Source organism: Stenotrophomonas sp. KH_052 (assembly GCF_057838755.1).
The window spans coordinates 4,032,667-4,049,196 of record NZ_CM174475.1 but is presented as its reverse complement, the minus strand read 5'-3'; the positions used below and the strand labels follow the sequence as shown (position 1 = coordinate 4,049,196).

General features: G+C 67.0%; 16 protein-coding genes. 10 read left to right on the top strand and 6 right to left on the bottom strand.

Going from position 1 to position 16,530, the window contains the following annotated elements; all coding sequences use genetic code 11:
* Positions 1-80 precede the first annotated feature (80 nt).
* Entirely contained in the window at positions 81-965 is an 885-nt protein-coding gene (locus tag AC3ITW_RS18520; RefSeq protein WP_006384681.1) for a LysR family transcriptional regulator, read from the top strand.
* Positions 966-1,037: 72 nt separating this feature from the next.
* Here the strand turns inward: AC3ITW_RS18520 and AC3ITW_RS18515 are convergent, their stop codons facing one another.
* Positions 1,038-1,700 carry a TetR/AcrR family transcriptional regulator gene (locus AC3ITW_RS18515; RefSeq protein ID WP_032972190.1) on the bottom strand — a complete coding sequence of 221 codons (663 nt, stop codon included), beginning with the start codon at positions 1,698-1,700 and terminating at the stop codon, positions 1,038-1,040.
* A gap of 75 nt (positions 1,701-1,775) precedes the next feature.
* Here AC3ITW_RS18515 and AC3ITW_RS18510 point away from each other — a divergent pair, with 75 nt between their 5' ends.
* Entirely contained in the window at positions 1,776-2,471 is a 696-nt protein-coding gene (locus AC3ITW_RS18510; RefSeq protein ID WP_006384679.1) for a DAPG hydrolase family protein, read from the top strand.
* A gap of 12 nt (positions 2,472-2,483) precedes the next feature.
* On the opposite strand, the gene AC3ITW_RS18505 is transcribed toward AC3ITW_RS18510, so the two are convergent.
* Both AC3ITW_RS18505 and AC3ITW_RS18500 read right to left on the bottom strand, forming a co-directional pair.
* Positions 2,484-2,900 (bottom strand): VOC family protein, encoded by a 417-nt coding sequence (locus AC3ITW_RS18505; RefSeq protein WP_032972188.1) that lies wholly within the window; start codon positions 2,898-2,900, stop codon positions 2,484-2,486.
* Between the two features lie 74 nt (positions 2,901-2,974).
* Positions 2,975-4,078 (bottom strand): alkene reductase, encoded by a 1,104-nt coding sequence (locus tag AC3ITW_RS18500; protein WP_100435266.1) that lies wholly within the window; start codon positions 4,076-4,078, stop codon positions 2,975-2,977.
* Positions 4,079-4,206: 128 nt separating this feature from the next.
* On the opposite strand from AC3ITW_RS18500, the gene AC3ITW_RS18495 reads away from it, so the two are divergent.
* Positions 4,207-5,112: a LysR family transcriptional regulator gene (locus AC3ITW_RS18495; RefSeq protein ID WP_006384676.1), complete on the top strand. Its 906-nt coding sequence runs from the start codon at positions 4,207-4,209 to the stop codon at positions 5,110-5,112.
* A 47-nt stretch (positions 5,113-5,159) separates the two neighbouring features.
* On the opposite strand, the gene AC3ITW_RS18490 is transcribed toward AC3ITW_RS18495, so the two are convergent.
* The gene (locus AC3ITW_RS18490; RefSeq protein WP_006384675.1) at positions 5,160-8,255 is read right to left on the bottom strand and encodes a TonB-dependent receptor domain-containing protein; all 3,096 of its coding nucleotides are present in this window, start codon (positions 8,253-8,255) and stop codon (positions 5,160-5,162) included.
* A gap of 208 nt (positions 8,256-8,463) precedes the next feature.
* On the opposite strand from AC3ITW_RS18490, the gene frmR reads away from it, so the two are divergent.
* From frmR to AC3ITW_RS18465, 5 genes are all read left to right on the top strand, one after another.
* Positions 8,464-8,739: a formaldehyde-responsive transcriptional repressor FrmR gene (frmR, locus tag AC3ITW_RS18485; RefSeq protein ID WP_005411009.1), complete on the top strand. Its 276-nt coding sequence runs from the start codon at positions 8,464-8,466 to the stop codon at positions 8,737-8,739.
* Between the two features lie 57 nt (positions 8,740-8,796).
* Entirely contained in the window at positions 8,797-9,906 is a 1,110-nt protein-coding gene (locus AC3ITW_RS18480; RefSeq protein ID WP_100435250.1) for an S-(hydroxymethyl)glutathione dehydrogenase/class III alcohol dehydrogenase, read from the top strand.
* An 8-nt stretch (positions 9,907-9,914) separates the two neighbouring features.
* Positions 9,915-10,274 (top strand): YqcC family protein, encoded by a 360-nt coding sequence (locus AC3ITW_RS18475; RefSeq protein ID WP_032972183.1) that lies wholly within the window; start codon positions 9,915-9,917, stop codon positions 10,272-10,274.
* A 63-nt stretch (positions 10,275-10,337) separates the two neighbouring features.
* Positions 10,338-11,168, top strand: coding sequence for an S-formylglutathione hydrolase (gene fghA, locus AC3ITW_RS18470; RefSeq protein WP_006384580.1), 831 nt, complete (start codon positions 10,338-10,340; stop codon positions 11,166-11,168).
* A gap of 186 nt (positions 11,169-11,354) precedes the next feature.
* Positions 11,355-12,800 carry a GGDEF domain-containing protein gene (locus AC3ITW_RS18465; protein ID WP_012512079.1) on the top strand — a complete coding sequence of 482 codons (1,446 nt, stop codon included), beginning with the start codon at positions 11,355-11,357 and terminating at the stop codon, positions 12,798-12,800.
* 54 nt (positions 12,801-12,854) lie between these two features.
* Here the strand turns inward: AC3ITW_RS18465 and AC3ITW_RS18460 are convergent, their stop codons facing one another.
* Together AC3ITW_RS18460 and AC3ITW_RS18455 are read right to left on the bottom strand one after the other, a co-directional pair.
* Entirely contained in the window at positions 12,855-13,325 is a 471-nt protein-coding gene (locus tag AC3ITW_RS18460) for a hypothetical protein (RefSeq protein WP_489389831.1), read from the bottom strand.
* A 5-nt stretch (positions 13,326-13,330) separates the two neighbouring features.
* Positions 13,331-13,777: a universal stress protein gene (locus AC3ITW_RS18455; RefSeq protein ID WP_088027082.1), complete on the bottom strand. Its 447-nt coding sequence runs from the start codon at positions 13,775-13,777 to the stop codon at positions 13,331-13,333.
* A 141-nt stretch (positions 13,778-13,918) separates the two neighbouring features.
* Here AC3ITW_RS18455 and AC3ITW_RS18450 point away from each other — a divergent pair, with 141 nt between their 5' ends.
* On the top strand, positions 13,919-14,836 hold the full coding sequence (locus AC3ITW_RS18450) for a LysR family transcriptional regulator (protein ID WP_012512076.1): 918 nt from the start codon (positions 13,919-13,921) through the stop codon (positions 14,834-14,836).
* A 154-nt stretch (positions 14,837-14,990) separates the two neighbouring features.
* Positions 14,991-16,520: an MFS transporter gene (locus AC3ITW_RS18445; RefSeq protein ID WP_100435252.1), complete on the top strand. Its 1,530-nt coding sequence runs from the start codon at positions 14,991-14,993 to the stop codon at positions 16,518-16,520.
* Positions 16,521-16,530 lie beyond the last annotated feature (10 nt).

Genomic DNA, 16,530 nt, shown 5'->3' with positions numbered 1-16,530 from the left:
AGGCGTTTTACAATACGCGGCGTAACCCGGGGTAAGAAGCCCGGATATCGGCATGATTCATCAAGGCAGACTGCACAATCATGGCCACTGACAATCTCTCGCACCTGGCCGCGTTCGCGGCGGTTGCCCGTCACCGAAGCTTCCGCCGCGCCGGCGCCGAGCTGGCCCTGTCGACTTCGGCGGTGAGCTATGCGATCCGCGCGCTGGAAGAGCGGCTGGGCGTGGGGCTGTTCCACCGCACCACCCGCAGCGTGGCCCTGACCGAGGCCGGCCAGCGCCTGCTGGAGCGCCTGCAGCCGGCGCTGGGCCAGGTGCATGACGCGCTGGAGGAGATGAACCAGTTCCGTGCCGCACCGGCGGGACTGCTGCGCATCAACGCCACCCGCGCGGCGGTACCGACCCAGCTGGGACCGCGGCTGGCGCGCTTCCTGCACGCGCATCCGGACATTCGGGTGGAGCTGACCGAAAACGACGGCCTGGTCGACATCGTCGCCGAAGGCTACGACGCCGGCGTGCGCCTGCACGAGTTCGTGCCCGAGGACATGGTGGCGGTGCCGATGGGGCCACCACTGCGTGGTCTGATCGTCGGCGCGCCGGACTACCTGCGGCGACACCCCGCGCCCCGGCACCCGCGCGATCTGGCCGCGCATGAATGCATCCGCTTCCGCTTCGCCAGCGGCCATCTGTACAAGTGGCAGTTCGAGCGCGAGGGGCAGGCGCTGGAGATCGATGTGCCGGGGCGGCTGACCCTGGGCGAGCAGGGCACCGTGGTCAGTGCCGTGCTCGATGGCATCGGCCTGGCCTATGTGCTGGAAGATACCGCGCGGCCGTACATCGACTCCGGGCAGATGGTGGCGGTGCTGGAAGACTGGAGCGAACCGTTCGCCGGTTTCGCGCTGTACTACCCGAAGCAGCGGCAGATGCCGGCAGCGTTGCGCGCGTTCGTGGATATGTTGCGGGAGTGAGTTGCAGTAGCTGATGCAGTGCCGGCCAACGGTCGGCACCCACCAGTATCGGCCATGCGCGGATGGGTTCTGCTACGGCGCCTGCAACACCGGCGCCAACAACGCCATGCACTCACGCAGATGCACCTCTACCGGCGCATCCTCGGCCACCACGCCGATCACACGTTCGCGTAGTGGCTCGGCCACCGCCATCGCCAGGATCAGCCGTGCCATGCACGCGGCATCTCCCTCGCGCAGCAGCCCACGTTGCTGCTGCCGCGCCAGCCAGTCGGCCAGCAGCGCCCGGCAGCGCTCGATGCCGTTGTCCAGGTAGGCCTGCAGCAGCGCGTCCTTGCCGGGAAAGTCGGTCGCCAGCAGGCGGAACACCTGCACCGCCTGCGGCGAAAGCGCCTGTGCACACACTGCCTGCAGGATGACCTGCAGCAGCGGCAGTACCTCGTCACTGTCGTGCGCGTCCCGCTGCAGCTGCGGCGCGAAGCCGTCCGTCCACTCGCGCACCGCCAGCCCGACCAGCGCTTCGCGGTTGCTGGCATGGCGGTACACAGTCTTCTTCGCCACCCCGGCGTGCGCCGCTACGGCCTCGATGGTGGTGGCCTCGTACCCCTGGACCAGCAGCAGTTCCAGGGTGGCCTGCAGCACCGCATGGCGGACCTCGGCTTCTGGTCGCGCTGGACGGCCGCGGCGGCGGGTCGGCGTTGAGGGCTCGGGCAGGGTGGTGCTGTTCATTGCGCCCATCTTACCGCATACGCGTAATTGCGAAACGAATAGCGTTTCCGTATTGTCGAAGCTCCCAACCCAAAGGAGACGCCGATGGATACCGCTGTGAACGCCCGCGCCTGGCTGGACCACCACGATCTGCTCGACCCGGCGCCGATGCATCTGGAAACCGGCATCCAGCGCCGCGAAGACGGCACCTTGCTGGTGGCGGTGCGCACTGACCTGCACGGTTGCAAGGGCCGCATGCTGGACTGGTGGTTCACCTTCTTCGAGACCACCCAGCACATCCGCTGGTGGCATCCGGTCGACCATGTCGAGCACCGCGGCTGGGACGAGGCCTGGCAGCGCGGACGCAGCTACCACGGCGCCAGCATCCATGCGGTGGAATCGCTGGCCGACATTCCGCCGGTGGCGGCGCGTTTGAAGTTCCATGACCCGCACACGCTGCTGGTGCCAGAGCGCCTGCAGGCGGCACTGGATGCAGGCGATGTATCGGCGGTGATCGCCGCGCGCATCGGCTTCGGTGATCACGTGCGACTGGATGCGCACGGTGATCCCTGTGACGGGCAGATGCTGCATGTGGCACGCGATACGCCGTTCGGCTGCGTGCTGCGCAGCCGCTTCGTGCTTGGCCTGGACAGCACCGATCCGCAGCATGATGCCAGCGATGCGGTTGGCCTGGGCCTGCTCAAGCACTGCTACACCGAGTTCAGTTTCCTCTCGCGTCTGCTGCCATCGCTGTACTACGGCGAGCGCGCCAACGGCGAGGCGGTGCCGTTGCCGTGGTGAGAGGCGCATCGGTCATTCGACCAGCGCGTCGTAGCCTTCGCCACTGAACTGGATCAGGCAGAAGCCGTGGCCGAACGGATCGGCCAGCACGGCGATGCGCCCCCAGCGTCGCTCGCGCACGGACTGCTCGAGTGTCGCTCCCGCGGAAACCGCACGCGCCAGTGCGGTCTCGATGTCATCCACCACCCAGTCCAGGTGCAGCGGCGTCCAATGGCGCTCGTAATCGCGCACGTCGCCGTCCTCGGTGGCGGCGCTGCCGGCCTCGTTCTGCAGCAGGTACAACGGCGTTGGTCCACCGAGCAGTTCCACGGCGCCCGGGCCGAGGCGGCGGCCGATCCGTAGGCCGAAGGCTTCGGTGTAGAAGCCTTCAGCCACTGCAAGATCGGGAACGTCGAGATTGACGATGAATGATGCGGTGGGCGTATCCATGGGCGCATCCAGCGAATCCGGGCGGGCAGTGTACGCCCGCCGTGCGGGTACGGCCGCATCCACGCAGCATGGATCTACTGTGCGCGCGGGTAATCGAGGTAGCCTGCTTCGCCACCACCGTAATAGGTGTTGCGGTCGGGCGTGGCGAGTGCAACATCGCGTTGCAGGCGCTCGACCAGATCCGGGTTGGCGATGAACGGTTGACCAAACGCCGCCAGGTCGATGATGCCGGCCTCGACCAGTTGCAGGGCACGCTCGCGGGTCATGCCGCCGGCCAGGATCAACGTGCCAGCGTAGGCCTGCTTGAACTGCTGAAGGAAGGCGTCGCCCAGCACTGACTGGCCGCCCTGCAGGTTGTCATTGAGGTGCACATAGGCCAGGCCGCGCTTGCCCAGTTCCTCGGCCAGGTACAGATAGGTGGCTTCGTTGTCGGGGTAGAACGGCATGTCGAAGGTGAGGTTGTTCGGTGCCAGGCGCACGCCGATGCGGTGGGCGCCGATGCGCTGGGCCATCGCGTCGACGGTCTCCAGGATCAGCCGTGCGCGGTTGGGCAGCGAGCCACCGAAGCGGTCCTCGCGCTGGTTGATGAGCGGGTTGAGGAACTGTTCGAACAGGTAGCCGTTGGCCGCATGCAGTTCGATACCGTCGAAGCCGGCGGCGATCGCGTTATCGGCGCCCCGTGCGAAGTCGGCAATGATGCCCGGGATCTCTTCGGTGGCCAGCGCACGCGCCGGGGTGGGATCAGCATGGCCACGGCTGCCATCGTCCAGATACACGAACGAGGTGTTCTTCGGTGCGCTGGCGACCGGGCGGGTACCGGCGCTGACCGGTTGCCCACCCCCGGGCTGCAGCGAGGCATGCGACATGCGGCCGACGTGCCAGAGCTGGGCGAAGATCGTGCCCTGCGCGACATGCACCGCCTCGGTGACGAGCTTCCAGCCGGCCACCTGTTCGGCCGACCAGATGCCCGGCACGTCGATGTAGCCCTGGCCCTGCGGCGAGACCGGCGTGCCTTCACTGATGATCAGGCCGGCGCTGGCACGCTGCCGGTAGTACTGCGCGGTCAGTTCGTTGGCTACGACGCCGGGGTTGCGGGCGCGGGTCATCGGGGCCATCGCGATGCGGTTGCGCAGAGCGGTTCCTGACAGGTTGAAGGGGCGGAAGAGGGCGGCGGTCATGTCGGTCATCTCGGTGCGGGGGAGGCGCCAGCGGCGCGATGCACACAGGATGGAGTTGACATGCGAGCGCATAAAGCGCTTCGATCTCCCTTGGTTCGGGACTATTTGTCCCCAATGGAGTGAGAGCGATGCTGCCTCTGGAATCCTTGAATGGCCTGGTCACGTTCGTCACTACCGCACGCTCGGGCAGCTTCACCGAGGCGGCAGACGCGCTGGGCATCTCGCGCTCGGCGGTGGGCAAGGCCATCGCCCGGCTGGAAGCGCGGCTGGGGGTGCGCCTGTTCCATCGCACTACGCGGCGCATCGCACTGACCACCGATGGCGAGGCGTACTACGCCTCCTGTGCGGCCGCGCTGGAAGAAATCTCCGCGGCCGAGGCCTGCCTGGGGTCGGCCGGCCTGCCCAGCGGGCGGCTGCGCATCGACATGCCGTCCTCGTTCGGGCGGCTGGTGGTGCTGCCGGTGCTGCTGCGGTTGTGCCGGCAGTACCCGGACCTGCAGTTGACGTTGACCTTCACCGATCACTTCGTAGATCCGGTCGAAGAGGGCATCGACCTGCTGATCCGTTTTGGGGGCCTGCACCAGGCAGAGCACCTGGTCGCGCGCCGGTTGGGGCGCCAGCGCCTGGTCACCTGCGCATCGCCGGCGTACCTGCAGGCGCATGGCGTGCCGCGCGCGGTGGAGGAACTGGCGCAGCACCGCAGCATCGTCGGCTTCCGCCACGGGCAACCGATCTGGTGGCGGATCGGCAGCGAGGAGGACGAGGGCACGTTCATTCCCAGTGCGCCCTATCAACTCAATGATGGCGACGCGGTGATCGAAGCGGCCATCGCCGGGCTCGGTATCTGCCAGATGCCGGTTTCACTGGTGCGTCGCCATATGGACTCCGGCGCGCTGCAATCGGTGCTGGACGAGCACATGCAGCGGCACATCGACATCCATGCGCTGTGGCCACCGACGCGCCACCTGCGGCCCAAGGTGCGCTATGTGGTGGATGAGCTGACCCGGCTGGCGGGTGAGGGATTGTTCGATTGAGCGGGGCCCGGAAACCGGGCCCCGCCTGTGGAACCGCTGCGCCTGGACTACTTGAAGTTGTAGCGCAGGCTGGCCATGTAGCGACGGCCCAGTGAATCCAGCACATACGGGAACGGCCCGATGTCGTCGCCTACGTTGATCACCGACAACGTCACGCGAGCGGCATCGGTGATGCGGTAGGTGACGTTGGCGTCCCAGGTGGTCCAGCTGTCTCGATAGAAGTACTGACGGCTTTCCGGGGTATCGGTCATGGTGTACTGGGCGCGGCTGGTGTAGTTGGAGGCCACGCCGTAGTTCCAGTTGCCGATGCGGTGCTGTGCGGTCCAGCGGAACTGGCGCTTGGGCTCGTTGAAGCTGCCCGCCTGTTCGACGAACGGCACGTCCCGGTTCGCGGCCTGGCCACGGTTCTTCGGCATGTAGCCGTAGAAGTCCAGGTCCAGCACGCCGAAGCGCGACAGGTCCCAGCGGTAGCCGACTTCGGCAGTCCAGCCGCGGAACATCAGCACCGGGCCGTTGCCATACTCGGTCTTGATGTCGGTGGCCACGCCGGTGTTCGGATCACGCGTCACCAGGCCGCAGAAGCGGTTGGCATTGGGCACGTTGGCGGCATTGAAGTCGGCGTTGTCGAAGCAACCGGTGATGATGTCGTTGGCGCTCAGCGAGGTGATCACGTTGCTGATCTTGATGTCGTACCAGTCGGCAGCGACGCGCAGGCCGGGGATCCACTCGGGTGCGAACACGATGCCGGCCGTCCACGACTTCGCCGTTTCGTTCTGCAGACGGGTGCTGCCGTTGGTCGAACCCAGCGTGTTGGTCGGCTGCTGGCGGAAGGTGTTCGGATCGGCGCCCGGGTAAGCGGCGAAGAACGCCTGGCAGTTGCGGCGACGCACCGCCGGATTGGAGCCGCCGCTGATGTTGTCCAGCGAGCACACTTCCGGGATGTTGTAGTAGGCCGGCTGTTGTGTGGTGTAGAGCTCGGCGATGGAGGGCGCGCGCAGTGACTGGGTCTTGTTGCCGCGCAGCTGCAGGCCGGCGATCGGTTCGTACTGGATGCCGTAGGTGAACGCATTGAACGCGCCGGCGACGGAATTGTCGACGCGGCGGAACTTGGCGGTCAGGTCCAGGCGATGCAGGCCCGGGAGGTCCCAGTCGGGATTGAACAGTGGCGCCAGCACTTCGGCGAACACTTCGTTGGTGTGGTACTTGCCCTCGGCCGCCTGGGTCGGCACCGAGCGGCCCTGGCCCAGGCGCTGGTACTCGCTGGGGGTGAAGGAGCCTTCTTCGCGGCGGTGTTCGAAGCCGGCTGCAACGGAAAGCTCACCACCGGGAAGATCGAACAGACCGCCGGACAGCGAAGTGTTGATCACGGTCTGACGGGTCTGCGCCTTGGCCACGGTTCGGGTGGAGACATAGTCCAGGGCTTCGCGCGATGCCTGGTTTTCGCCGAACAGGTTCAGCGGGCGGCAGTTCGCATCGGCCGTGGTGCCTGGGCGGGTGGCATCGCATATGATGCGGCCGCTGGCATCGGTGGTCACATTGATCGCATTGATGAAGTTCTGCTGGATCAGGCCGGTGCCGAGGTAGTCGAAGTCACCACGGCCGTGGGTGACGCTGGCTTCCCAGTTGAAGTTGCGTTGTCCAACATTGAACGCACCGCTCAGGCCAAGCACCGCACGGGTCAGGCGGGTTTCGGTGCTGGCGTTGTTCATCGACAGGTCGCGCGAAGAACGCGACAGCCGGAACGAGGTGATACCGTTGTCGGCGAGGATCTTGCGGGTTTCCGCACTGAGGAACGGATTGCTGGCACTGAAGGTCAGCGCGCCGCTGGCTGTACCGCCACCGTCCAGGCGCGCATTGCCGAAGGAGACGGCGTTGTAGACATTCTGATCCAGGGTTTCGCGGGCGGTCGCTTCGTATCGCGAAAGCTCGAAGAAGCCGCGCACATTGTCGGTGAAGTCGAAGCTGCCGGTGGAGAACACCGAGCGTCGTTCGAGGTCGGCGATCAACGGCACCGTCTCGAACAGGTTCAGGCCGTCACCGCCGGAAGCATTGCCGCCCGCGTAGCTGATGCCCGGGTTGAACTCGACCAGCTTGCCCTCGTTGTTGAACTGCCACAGTTTGTCTTTGTTCGGGCCGAAGCCAAGGATGTCACCCAGGCCGTTGCGCGTGTAGCTGCCGGTGGCCGGCATCACCAGGCCACCGAAGGTCATGCTGGCAATGCGCCGGTTGCGGATCCAGACCTGGTCGGGAATGCCGTCGGCCGGCCCGGTGTTGAACGGAATGCTGCCGTCGATGCGACCGTCATTGCCCGGCTGGCGCCAAGGCTGGAAGTTACGGGCGTTGGCGGCGGTCGGGTTAGCCTGCAGGCTGTAACCCTGGCGGTAGAAATCACGTTGCAGCGCGTTCACGCCGTCGGCGTTGTCCAGCTCGGCGGCCACCACGATGTGGCCGCGCCCATCAGCGAAGTCGGTACCGAAGATGGCCGACCAGGAGTAGCGCTCGTTGTCGTTCTTGCTGGTCCTGCCGTAGCCGAGCTCGACTTCGGCGCCATCGAACTTGTCGCGCAGGATGATGTTGTTGACGCCGGAGATTGCGTCCGAGCCATAGGTGGGGGCACCGCCCACGCTCAGGCTTTCAATGCGTTGCACCATGACGCTGGGAATGGCGTTCATGTCGACCTGGATGCCGGAGCCGCCGCCGGCACCAAAGATGGTGGGCGGGGTGGAGGTCACGAAGCGGCGTCCGTTGACCAGGGTCAGCAGGCGATTGCTGCCGAGGCCGAACTTGCTGGCGAAGTTGACGCCGGCACCGAAGCCGGCCTGGTCGCCCCGCGAACTGACGCCCGCGCTGACGCCGGGAATCCGGGTCACCGCATCGATGAGGTTGGTATCGCCGTAGTTCTCGATCGATTCGCGGCTGACCACCGCCGCCGGTTCCAGCGTGTCGAAGCCTGCGCGGTAGATGCGCGAACCGGTGACCGTGATCCGGTCCAGTTGTACGGGCGTTTTGGCGCCGCTGGCGGCATTGGCCTTCTCTTCCTGCGCGGCGGCCTGCTGTGCAATGGCTGGCGAAGCGGCGGCCAGCAGCAGTGCAGAACCCAGGGCAACGGACAAGGGGCTGCGGACGAACAACGGTCGATGCATGATCTCTCCTCGGTCACGCCAATGTGACTGGAGGGTTAACGTGGGATCGAAATCGACACCCTATGCCACGAAAAAGTAACATTTGAATCTATTTACGATTCATTCACTTTAAGCGACGCCTGTTGTCAGGCACGCGGGCTGGCAGGGGAGGGGCTCGTTTGGAAGGGCGTGTATACTATCCCCCAGTATAGTTTCCAGGTGGCACGCCATGCCGCACTCCCCCGAAGAGAAGAAGAAGGTCCTGGCCCGCGTGCGCCGCATCCGCGGCCAGTGCGATGCGCTGGACCGCGCGCTGGAAGCCGGTGCCGACTGCGGGCCGGTGCTGCAGCAGATCGCCGCCATCCGTGGTGCGGTCAACGGCCTGATGTCCGAAGTGATGGAGGCCCATCTGCGCGAGGAGTTCGGCCAACCCGCGGCCTCCGATGAACAGCGCGCCGAACGCGTGCGCGACATGAGCGCGTTGATCCGCTCGTACCTGAAGTAAGCGATGGCGCATCACCGCGCCGTGCATCCCGTTTTCCCTATGTCTGGAGAGTCCACCATGAAGTCCCGTGCCGCCGTCGCCTTTGGTCCCGGCCAGCCGCTGCAGATCGTCGAGATCGACGTCGCCCCGCCGAAGGCGGGCGAAGTGCTGGTCAGGATCACCCATACCGGTGTCTGCCACACCGATGCATTCACCCTGTCCGGCGATGATCCGGAAGGCCTGTTCCCGGCGGTGCTCGGCCATGAAGGTGCCGGCATCGTGGTGGAAGTGGGCGAGGGCGTGACCAGCGTCAAGCCGGGCGACCACGTCATTCCGCTGTACACCGCCGAGTGCGGCGAGTGCCTGTTCTGCAAGAGCGGCAAGACCAACCTGTGCGTGTCGGTACGTGCCACCCAGGGCAAGGGCGTGATGCCCGACGGCACCAGCCGCTTCAGCTACAACGGCGAGCCGCTGTACCACTACATGGGTTGCTCGACCTTCAGCGAGTACACCGTGGTGGCCGAAGTCTCGCTGGCGAAGATCAATCCGGACGCGAACCCGGAGCACGTCTGCCTGCTCGGTTGTGGCGTCACCACCGGCATCGGCGCGGTGCACAACACCGCCAAGGTGCAGGAAGGCGACAGCGTGGCGGTGTTCGGCCTGGGTGGCATCGGCCTGGCAGTGATCCAGGGTGCGCGCCAGGCCAAGGCCGGCCGCATCATCGCGGTGGACACCAACCCGTCCAAGTTCGAGCTGGCCCGCGAATTCGGCGCCACCGACTGCATCAACCCGAAGGACTACGACAAGCCGATCCAGCAGGTCATCGTCGAGATGACCACCTGGGGCGTGGACCACAGCTTCGAGTGCATCGGCAACGTCAACGTGATGCGCGCGGCGCTGGAATGCGCGCACCGTGGCTGGGGCCAGAGCGTGGTGATCGGCGTGGCCGGTTCCGGCCAGGAGATCTCCACCCGTCCGTTCCAGCTGGTGACCGGGCGCAAGTGGATGGGCACTGCCTTCGGCGGCGTGAAGGGCCGCAGCCAGTTGCCGGGCATGGTGGAGGACGCGATGAAGGGCGATATCGAATTGGCACCGTTCGTCACCCACACCATGAACCTAGACAAGATCAACGAAGCGTTCGACCTGATGCACGAAGGCAAGTCGATCCGTTCGGTGGTCCACTACTGAGCCGCGTCATGGGCTGGCTGGATGCTGTGCGCCAGCCGCGTGCGGAAGACCCGCGCGCGGCCCTGGTGGCTCCGATCGAGCAGGCGTTGCGTGCGCTGGGCTGGGTAGTGGGGGAGGTGGGGCCACCGCGTGCGGTGACCTCGGCCTTCGGCAGCGACGATGGCATGCCGTTCGAGCAGTGGCTTGCGCAGGTATTCCTGCCGCGCCTTCATGAGGCGCGCGCAGCCGGACAGTGGCCGCCGCGCAGCGATGTGGCCGTGGCGGCCTGGCGCAATCTTGATGGCCAGCCTGGCGTCGAATCGTTGCTGCGCCTGCTGGCGCAGCTGGATGAACGGATCAACAAAGGCATCCACGCCGCGCGTGGATAAGCCGACCAAGGTCGGCATCTACCAGAAGCACGCGTGCGCTGACGCGCCGCGCAGGAGAGCACCATGGAACGCATTGAACACCGCGCCTGTTTCGGCGGCTGGCAGGACGTCTACCGGCATCATTCCACCACGCTGGGCTGCGACATGCAGTTCGCCGTGTACCTGCCGCCGCAGGCGGAAACGCAGAAACTGCCGGTGCTTTACTGGCTGAGCGGGCTGACCTGCACCGAGCAGAACGTCATCACCAAGGCGGGCGCGCAGCGCTACGCGGCCGAGCATGGCGTGATCATCGTCGCGCCCGATACCAGCCCACGCGGCGATGACGTGGCCGATGCCGAGGGCTATGACCTGGGCAAGGGGGCGGGGTTCTACCTCAATGCCACGCGTGCACCGTGGGCGAAGCACTACCGCATGCACGACTACGTGGCGCAGGAACTGCCGGCACTGATCGAGGCGAATTTCCCGGTCACCGATGCGCGCGGCATCAGCGGCCACTCGATGGGCGGTCACGGTGCGCTGGTGATCGCGCTGCGCAACCCGGGGCGCTACCGCAGCGTGTCGGCGTTCTCGCCGATCGTTGCGCCCAGCCACGTGCCGTGGGGGCAGAAGGCCTTCCACGCCTACCTGGGCGACAACCCGGCGGACTGGGCGCAGTGGGATGCCAGCGAACTGGTCGCGGTGGCCACTGAGCGCCTGCCGTTGCTGGTCGACCAGGGCGAGGCGGATGAATTCCTGCAGACCCAGCTGCAACCGCAGCGCCTGCAGCAGGCCTGTGATGCCGCCGGCCATCCGCTGACCCTGCGCCTGCAGCCGGGCTACGACCACAGCTACTACTTCATCGCCAGTTTCATCGGCGAGCACATCGCCCACCACGCCCGCGCCCTGCACGGCTGACGGCTTTCCGGTAGTGCCGGCCGCTGGCCGGCAACCTGCAGCCCTGTGATTCCCCGGGATTGCCGGCCAGCGGCCGGCACTCCCATGGCGGGGCACGCGAAGTGTCGTATTGCCGTATTGGATCACGTGGCCGTGGCGCGGGCGGGGCTATCGTGCGCCCATACGGCCTTGCGGATCGGGGGATGCATGCCGGTAGTGCTGGCGCTGCTGTATGTGCTGTGCCACGGCCTGGTCGTGGCCCTGTGGCCGGGTCCGGCCGGTGCGGGTTCCTTCGGGTTCCTCACGGGCGCCCCGTTGCTGGCGGCGGCGGCCTGCCTGTGGCGGGCGCGCCGCGACCGTGCCGCGCTCGGCTGGCGCGCCACCGCCCTGGCGCTGCTGCTCTGGGCGGGTGGCATGGCCGTCAACATGATCGATGCGCTCGGTGCCGGCCGTGCCGATGTCACGCCGCAGGCCAGCCTGTTCCTGTATGTGCTGTACGGCGTGCCGCTGGTGTTCATCCTGGCCCGTGCACGCCGCGAGCGGCTGAGCATCAGCCTGATCGACGCGGCGATGGCGGCATTGCTGGGCGTGCTGTTCTTCGTGCATGCGCAGTCGTTCGCCGCGCGCGTCGACATCGACGACCACGCGTTGTCCAACATGCAGCGCATGTTCGATATCCAGAATCTGTGCATTGCCGGGTTTGCGGTGGTGCGCTGGCTGGTGGGCGACGTTCCGGAGCGGCGCAACTTCTTCCGCGCGCTGGCGATCTACGCGGTGGGCTACCTGATGGTGGCGTACTACATCAACCACTACACCTCGGAACAGTCCTTCGGTGCCTACAACGATCTGCTGATCGACCTGCCGTTCCTGCTGCTGGCGTTGCTGGCGATGAGCCAGGCGCCTGCGCCGACGTTCGTGATGCACCCGAGGCTGGGCAGAACGGTGCAGGCGGCGGGGCCGATGATCCTGCCATTGCTGCTGCTGGTGGTCGGTACCCTGGTGGTCGACCATGCGCGGCCGCTGGCGGTCACTGGCTTCGTGGTGGCAACGCTGGGCTTCGGCGTGCGCAGCATCCTGCTGCAGGTGGACCTGATGGAACGGCAGGCATCGCTGGACCAGCTCGCTCGGCAGGATGGCCTGACTGGTGTGGCCAACCGGCGCGAGTTCGATGCACTGCTGCTGGCGGAATGGAACCGTGCGCGGCGCAGCGGCAGCGAGCTGGGGCTGCTGTTGCTGGACATCGACCATTTCAAGGTCTTCAACGACCGCCACGGACATCCGGCCGGGGACCGCTGCCTGCAGGCCGTGGCCACGGTCCTGAAGATCAGTGCCGGCCGTGCCGGTGACAGTGTTGCCCGTTACGGCGGCGAGGAATTTGCGGTGATCGTGCCCGGAAGCCCGCTGTCGGGCGTGCTGGCGCTGGCCGAGCGCCTGCGTGAGGCGGTGGCGGCGCTGCCACTGCCCGAAGGGTCGGTCAGTATCAGCATCGGCGTGGGCTACCTGCACCCGCCGGCTCTGGCCAGCGCCGATCAGTTGCTGGCGGATGCCGATGCCGGCCTGTACGCCGCCAAGCGTGCCGGTCGCAACCAGGTGATCCTGCATGCGCACGTGCTCGACGACGAAGGCAGTGCGCACGGCAGGATGGATTGCTGAGCGCGCCGGGTGCCCGGTCCCCGTGCGTGATTGCGCACGGGCGGCGCGGCCGGGTCAGCGCTGCCGCAACCAGCCAGTGGGATCGAGCAACCTCAGCCCGACCGGTGACAACGAGCGCTGGCGCAACGGCAGGTTTGCCGCCTGCACGGCCATCGCACAGCGCGCCAGCTGCTGGCGCAGCGGTGCCAGCGTGTCATCTTCGCGCGGGCGGGCATGCCGCCATTGTGCGATGCGCAGGAGGCAGACCAGCAGGTCCAGTTCGCTGGCGGCAATGAACGGAGAGCCGGCCGGCAGCAGATCGATCGGAGCGGCAGGCGTGGCCAGCAGCGGCAGCAGGCCGACGAACGCGTCGCAGCCTTCGGGATCAATACCGAGGCTGCTCAGCTGGGCGAGTCCATCGGCCTGTTGATCAGGATCGTGCAGCTGGCGTATCGCCGCCAGCAGTGCCTGTTCGCCGCGGCCGAACTGGCGGCCGAAGGCGCGGTAGTTGACGCGGGTGGGAAACAACGGGGAACGGGAGGCCATGGTTGCTAGGGTTGTGGGTCGCGGGTTTCCACCAGCACGGGACAGGGCGCGTGGTCGATGGTCCATTGCCCGATCGAGGGTTCGAACAGGCGTTCCAGGCGGGACAGGTGGCGGTGGCCGATGACGATCAGATCGCACTTCAGGCGCCGGGCCTGCTCGCTGATCACTTCGCCCGGGTCACCCGAGGGAATCTGCGCGATGGCGTCGACGCCGCGCTCGCGCAGCTCGGCCAGGGCTTCGGCCAGCACCGCTTCGGCCCGCGAGCGCTGGCGGGCGGCTTCCGGGTACTCGATGCGGTCGGCGTCGCTGGCATCGGCCGCCAGCGCGAATTCGGGGTCGAGCACGCACAGCAGGTGCAGGCGGCTGCGGGGGCCGGCAATGGCGGCGGCCAGGTCCAGCACGCGTGCGTGCTGGGGGCCACCGTCGAGGGCGACCAGCAGGGTAGTGAACATGGATGTCTCCTTTGCAGGACGGGGATGGTCGCCGATGTCACCGCGCGCACCCATGCCGTGCGCGGCAGTCAATGAATGCGTCAAACGCACTCCATGCCGGTAACGAGTGTCGTAGAGTCATCTGATTTACTGGAGACTGTCATGCCCCTGCCGGACCTGAACCTGTTGTTGGCACTGGACGTGCTGATCGACGAATGCAGCGTGGCCGCCGCCGCGCGGCGGATGAACCTGAGCGCGCCGGCGATGAGCCGTACCCTCGGCCGGATCCGGACCGCGCTTGGCGACCCGGTGCTGGTGCGCGCCGGCCGCGGCCTGGCCCCCACCCCGCGCGCGCTGGAACTGCGCGAGCAGGTCCGCGACGTCATCGAGCAGGCGCACCGCGTGTTCAATGCCGGCCGTGAAGTGGACATGGCAACCCTGGAACGGACCTTCAGCGTGCGCGCCAACGATGTGTTCATCGGCAGCTACGGTGGGCGGCTGCGCGAGGTGTTCCGCCAGCAGGCACCGGGCTGCATGCTGCGCTTCGTACCCGAGGGCGATACCGATGATGATGCGATGGTGCAGGGGCGGATCGACCTGTACATCAGCACCGCTGGCAAGCACAGCCCGGAAACCAAGGTGCAGCACCTGTTCACCACCTCGCTGCTGGGTGCGGCGCGCGCCGACCATCCCTTGTTCGATGGCGATATCAGCGCCGAACGTTTCGCTGCCTGCGATCACATCGCGGTGTCCCGGCGCGGCCTGGCGCACGGACCGATCGACGAGGAGCTGGCAGCGCTGGGCCTGCAGCGGCGGGTGGCGGTGGTGATTCCCACCTTCCATGGTGCGATCTTCGCCGCTGCCGATTCGGACCTGGTGCTGCCGCAGATGCCGAGTGTGATGCTCGACCGCATCGCCCACATGGGCCTGCCGCTGCGCATGTTCCCGTTGCCGGTACCGGTGCGTACCGTTGCGCTGGTGCAGGCCTGGCACCCGCGGATGGACAACGATCCGGCCCACCAGTGGCTGCGGCGGGCGATCAAGAGCATGTGCGATTCGGTCGAGGCGGCTCGCCACTGATTGGCGGCAGGCGTGCGCCGGACGCACGCCTGGGATGCCGGCCGCGCCATTTTTCGCAGGGTACCGTCTCCCTAGACTGCGCTCCCCGGAGTTTCACTGAGCGCATTCCAATGACCCCCAATATGCCGTGCACTGCACGGATCGGTGCCCGGCGATGAGTACGCCGGCCGCCGCTGTCCCGGCCGCTGCAGCGCCCCGTCCTGCCGCCGCCCCCGGGCTCGACCGCCGCGTTCTGGTCGGCCTGTGTGGCGTGCTGCTGGCGGTGCTGGTGTCGGGCTTCAACGAGAACATCACCAAGGTCGCCCTGGCTGACATCCGCGGTGCGATGGGTTTCAGCGTCGACGACGGCAGCTGGATCGTCGCCCTCTACAGCGCGATGTCGGTCAGCGCGATGGCCTTCGCCCCGTGGTGTGCCGCCACCTTCTCGCTGCGCCGCTTCGCGCTGGTGATGATTGGTGGCTTCATGGTGCTGGGCGTGCTCTGCCCGCTTGCCCCGAACCTGCAGGTGTTCCTGCTGCTGCGCGCGCTGCAGGGGCTGTGTGGTGGTGCGCTGCCGCCGCTGCTGATGAGCGTGGCACTGCGCTTCCTGCCGCCGGGCATCAAGCTGTATGGCCTGGCGGGTTACGCGTTGACCGCCACCTTCGGCCCGAGCATGGGCACGCCGCTGGCCGCGTTCTGGGTCGAGCAGGTGGGCTGGCACTGGGCGTTCTGGCAGATCGTGCCGTACTGCCTGGCCGCCATGGCGATGGTCAGCTGGGGCCTGCCACAGGACCCGCTGCGGCTGGAGCGTTTTGCCCAGTTCGATGGCGTGGGCCTGGCGCTGGGCCTGCCGGCGCTGGTGCTGCTGGTGCTGGGCCTGGTGCAGGGCCCGCGCCTGAACTGGTTCGACTCGCCGATGATCACCCTGATGATCGGTGGCGGCGCCGGCCTGATGGTGCTGTTCATGATCAATGAATGGTTCCACCCGCTGCCATTCTTCAAGCTGCAGCTGCTGGCCAACCGCAACCTCAGCTACTCGCTGGTGACCCTGGGCGGCGTGCTGTTCGTGCTGCTGGCGGTGATCTCGATTCCCTCCGGTTTCCTGGCCAGCGTTCAGGGCTACCGGCCATTGCAGACCGCACCGATGCTGCTGTGGGTGGCGCTGCCACAAGCGATCGCACTGCCGTTGGTGGCGGCGTTGCTGAACATCCGTGCAGTGGATTGCCGCTGGGTGCAGGCCACCGGCCTGGCGATGCTGGCCTTGGCCTGCTGGCTGGGCTCGCATCTGGATGTGGCCTGGATCCGCGACAACTTCCTGTGGGTACAGCTGCTGCAGGTATTCGCCCAGCCGATGGCGGTGTTGCCGCTGCTGATGCTGGCCACTGGCGGGCTGGCACCGCAGGACGGTCCGTTCGCCTCGGCGTGGTTCAACACGGTCAAGGGCTTTGCTGCCGTGCTCGCCAGCGGCGTGCTGGATGCCGTCGCCCAGGGCCGCCGTCATTTCCATTCCACCGTGCTGGTCGACCGCCTTGGCGAGCAGCCGTGGCTGGCCGAGGGCCCGCAGCTGGGGGCGCGCCTGCATGCGCAGGTGCAGGCGCTGACCTCGGCCGACCTGTACTGGCTGGTCGCGCTGGTGGCGCTGGCCTTCATTCCCCTCATTGCCTGGATGCCCACCCGCATCCATCCGCCACGTGCCGTGGCCTGAACCTTTCGCA